At 60.1% G+C, this 3,978-nt stretch carries 4 protein-coding genes; all 4 read right to left on the bottom strand.

The features are described from left to right. Positions 1-1,002: acyl-CoA dehydrogenase family protein (locus CLV44_RS17100; protein ID WP_106593333.1), on the bottom strand; the 1,002-nt coding region annotated here is incomplete at its 3' end. 8 nt (positions 1,003-1,010) lie between these two features. Next, positions 1,011-1,763 carry an enoyl-CoA hydratase family protein gene (locus CLV44_RS17095; RefSeq protein ID WP_106593332.1) on the bottom strand — a complete coding sequence of 251 codons (753 nt, stop codon included), beginning with the start codon at positions 1,761-1,763 and terminating at the stop codon, positions 1,011-1,013. A gap of 1 nt (position 1,764) precedes the next feature. Further along, the gene (locus tag CLV44_RS17090; RefSeq protein WP_106593331.1) at positions 1,765-2,871 is read right to left on the bottom strand and encodes an NAD(P)H-dependent flavin oxidoreductase; all 1,107 of its coding nucleotides are present in this window, start codon (positions 2,869-2,871) and stop codon (positions 1,765-1,767) included. Beyond that, positions 2,868-3,806, bottom strand: coding sequence for an enoyl-CoA hydratase (locus tag CLV44_RS17085; protein ID WP_106593330.1), 939 nt, complete (start codon positions 3,804-3,806; stop codon positions 2,868-2,870). Before CLV44_RS17085 ends, CLV44_RS17090 begins: the two co-directional genes overlap by 4 nt. Between the last annotated feature and the right edge of the window lie 172 nt (positions 3,807-3,978).

Here is a 3,978-nt window from a genome sequence, read left to right as displayed (position 1 = left end):
AATGCGCATCGCGGTCTCGTGAATCTTCAGATCCAGCTCGGACCAGACAATCTTGTTGATGCTGGATTCGGCACCGATCTTCTCGCCACGGGCCAGACGGCTCACGGACTGATACGCCGACAGAGCGTAGGCTTCGGCACCCGCCCAGACATCCATCACCGCATCGCGGATACTCGGATCACGGTCGGCATGGGTCTGATGGGCCTTGTACAGCTCGATCAGCTTACGCACCGGCTGCTGGAAACGGGCCGGTGAACGCAACAACAGGCCACGTTCAAAACCGGCCGTTGCCATGGCAACATGCCAGCCACGACCTTCGTCACCGATACGGTTTTCAACCGGCACGCGCACGTTATCGAAGAAGATCTCGGCGAATGCATCCTTGCCGTTGAGCGCCTTGATCGGACGGATCGTCACACCCTCGGCATCCAGCGGCACCATCAGGAACGACAGACCGTGGTGACGGCTGGAATCGGCATCTGAACGGAACAGACCAAAGCACCAGTCGGCATAAATGGCGCGGGTCGACCAGGTTTTCTGGCCGTTGATCACATAGTGATCGCCGTCGCGGATCGCCTTGGAGGAGATCGCCGCCATATCAGAACCGGCGTTGGGCTCGGACCAGGCCTGCGCCCACATGTCATCGCTGGCCGCCATGCGTGGCAAGAAGCGTTTTTTCTGCTCTTCAGTGCCGAATTCCATCAGCGTCGGGCCCAGCAACAGCTGGCCGTTCTGATTGACTCGCATCGGTGCATCGGCACCGTAGTATTCTTCTTCGAAAATCAGCCACTCGGTCAGGTCGCAGCCGCGACCGCCCAGCTCTTCCGGCCACATCACCATCGACAGACGCGCTTCAAACAACTTGCGCTCCCACTCACGGTGCTGCTCGAACCCTTCGCGGGAGTCGTAGCTGGCCAGCTTCTCGGTCGGCAGGTTGGCCTTGAGCCAACTGCGCACTTCTTCGCGGAAGGCTTGCTGACGGGGGGTATAGTTCAGATCCATGGCGAACCTCAGAAATTGGCGTCACGTTTTTCGACAAAGGCACGGCGGGTTTCCGCCGAATCCGGGCTGGTGTAGGCCTGCATCGTAAAGCCCTGCTCCCAGCGGTATTTGTCTTCCAGGTTGCCGTCCTCGATGCCGTTCAGCGCCTCTTTGGCGATACGGATCATGGCCGGGCTCTTGGCGGCGATTTTGGCGGCGGTTGCCAGTGCCGTTTCGCGCAACTGATCCTTGGGTACGATCGCTTCAATGAAGTTGTAGCGGTCCGCTTCCTGTGCCGTCACCGTTTCACCGGTAAAAAACATCTGGCGTACTTTCTGTACCGGGAACAAACGCTGCAGGTGGGCACCACCGCCCATCGCACCACGGTCCACTTCCGGCAGCGCAAAGGTGGCACACTCGGACGCAAACACAATGTCAGCGGCGCCGGTGATGCCGATACCACCACCCAGCACAAAGCCGTGTACCGCTACGATGACGGGCACGTCGCAGCGATGAATCGCCTTGAAGGTGGCATAGTTGCCGCCGTTAACGTCAACAATACGCTCGGGATACTGATCCAGCTCCTTGATGTCGACACCGGCGCAAAAACCACGTCCTTCAGCGCGAATAATCACCACGCGCACCTCGGGATTGCGACCCAGCGCATCAATGCCGTCGGCCAGCTCAAACCACTCGCGACTGTCCAGCGCATTGACCGGGGGCTTGGCAATGATCAGTTCGGCAATGCCGTTTTCAATCTGTACTGTATGGGCTGTGCTCATTTCAGGAAGCCTCCTCAAGTGCCTGACCGGTGGCCGCGCGTTGGCACAGCACTTCCAGGCAGGTTTCAGCGTCACCGGCGATCTTGGCGATCAATTCCGGTGCACTGACCAATTCGTTGATAGCTGCGGCCACCTGGCCGCTGGGCAGAATGCCCTCATCAGGAAAACCCTTAACCATGGAGCGCTGCAGCAGGACCGGCTGATTGGCGGACATCACCACCTGAGACATCTGCGCCGGATCTTCCTTCACGGCCTTGAAGAACGTCTTCAGCATATGCCCGAAGGTCATGCCGGTTTCGCGCTTCCACTGGCGAGCACTGCTCAGCGCAATCAACAACTTGCGCATCGGGCTGGCCCCTTCCAGCTTGTGAATGAAGGCGTTTTCCACCATCCGGTGACGCATGCCGTCCACGGCCAGGGTGACGCGTATCTTCTGCGTATCCTGTACCGCCAGATAGCGCTCCAGCGTCTGCTGCGGTGTTGGCGAGTCCGTGGTCATCATGAAGCGAGTACCCATGGCGATACCGCAGGCACCCGCCGCCAGTGCCGCTGCCAGACCACGACCGGTGGAGTAGCCACCCGCCGCGATCACCGGTACATCGACCGCATCCAGCACTTGCGGCAACAGAATGGTGGTCGGTACGCCACCGGTGTGGCCGCCACCTTCGCTGCCCTGGATGGTGATCATGTCTGCGCCCAGCTGGACCGCCTTGATCGCATGCTTGACCGCGCCCACGGTGGGGATGCACAGCACACCCGCCGCTTTCAGGCGACCAATGGTCTCCTTGTCCGGGCCACGGCCATAGCTCACCGCTTTCAGACGGTAGCTGATCGCCAGTTCCACGCACTGCATCGCGTTTTCCTGGAACATGTGAAAGTTGAGACCGAAGTTACTGCCACCGGTAGCCTCTATCACCTTCTTGATCTCATCCTCAAGCTGCGACGGCTCGATGGTGGCACCGGCCAGAAAGCCGAAACCGCCGCCCTTGGTCGTCGCGATCACCAGATTGGCGTCGGAGACCCAACCCATGGCGGTCTGTACGATCGGGTAACGGCAACCCAGGCGCTGGGTCAGCTCGGTCTGCAACAGCGGATGGGTGTTGCTCATGCCTTGTCTCCGCTGCTCTTTTCGCTATTCGTGGCGGCGTCAGCCTTGTTGGCCTTGACCATGCCCTTGGCGTCGTAGCCGCCCAGCAGGTCGCCGGAGATCTGTTCGTTGTGTACATGGGCAAAATGATGCCAGGCAAATGCCGCTTCCATGCCCGTGCGCTTGCCCTGCAGGTCTTCAATGTGATTGATCACCTGCTTGGTCAGCGCCAGCCCCATACGCGGCTGACGAGCAATTTTGGCCGCCATCTCATAGGTGGTATCGGCCAGGGCTTCACGACCAACCACGCGATTCACCATGCCCATTTCACGGGCACGTTCGGCGCTCATGCGGTCACCCAGGAACAGGAATTCCTTGGCCACACGCGGGTTAAGTTCGAACGGGTGGGCAAAATACTCAACCCCCGGAATACCCATGCGCACAACCGGGTCCTGGAAGAAGGCATCATCACTGGCGATGATCAGGTCACAGACCCATGCCAGCATCAGGCCACCGGCGACACAGGCACCCTGCACCATGGCAATGGTCGGCTTGGGCAGATCGCGCCAGCGGCGGCACATGCCCAGATACACTTCCTGCTCGCGGGCATAGAGGTATTCGCCACCCGGCTTGTTGGTGTGGTCCCACCACAGGGTGCTGCGCTCAAATTCCTTGTTGATGTCTCGCCCCGGCGTGCCGATGTCATGACCGGCAGAGAAGTGCTTGCCTTCACCCCGCAGCACGATCACCTTGACGCTGTCGTCGTCCACCGCTTGACGGAAGGCCGCGTCCAGCGCGTAGGTCATCTGTGAGTTCTGCGCATTATTGAAGCCGGGACGGTTCATGGTGACGGTGGCAATGCCATCTTCGACCCGGTACAACACCGGTTGTTCGGTCTCGTAGACCGCCTTGTCTTCACGCTGAACAAATTCCGGTGATTGCTTGGCTGCAGTCATGACAGGCTCCTGTTTACTGGTCGGTGGTAGCGGTGCGGATGCCCGGCGGGTTATCTTTCAGCTGACGCGCGCGCAGGTTGTGCGGGTCAAGCTGAGCGATAAGTGCCAGCTGCTCGGCGGTCGGATGTGCGGTTTCGCCCATATCCGGAGCCTTGAGCAGCTCGAAGCCGGT

The organism is Marinobacterium halophilum (genome assembly GCF_003014615.1).
Classification (GTDB): Bacteria; Pseudomonadota; Gammaproteobacteria; order Pseudomonadales; family Balneatricaceae; genus Marinobacterium; species Marinobacterium halophilum.
Note: the sequence above shows the minus strand (reverse complement) of the source record. Positions and strands in the feature narration are given on the sequence as shown.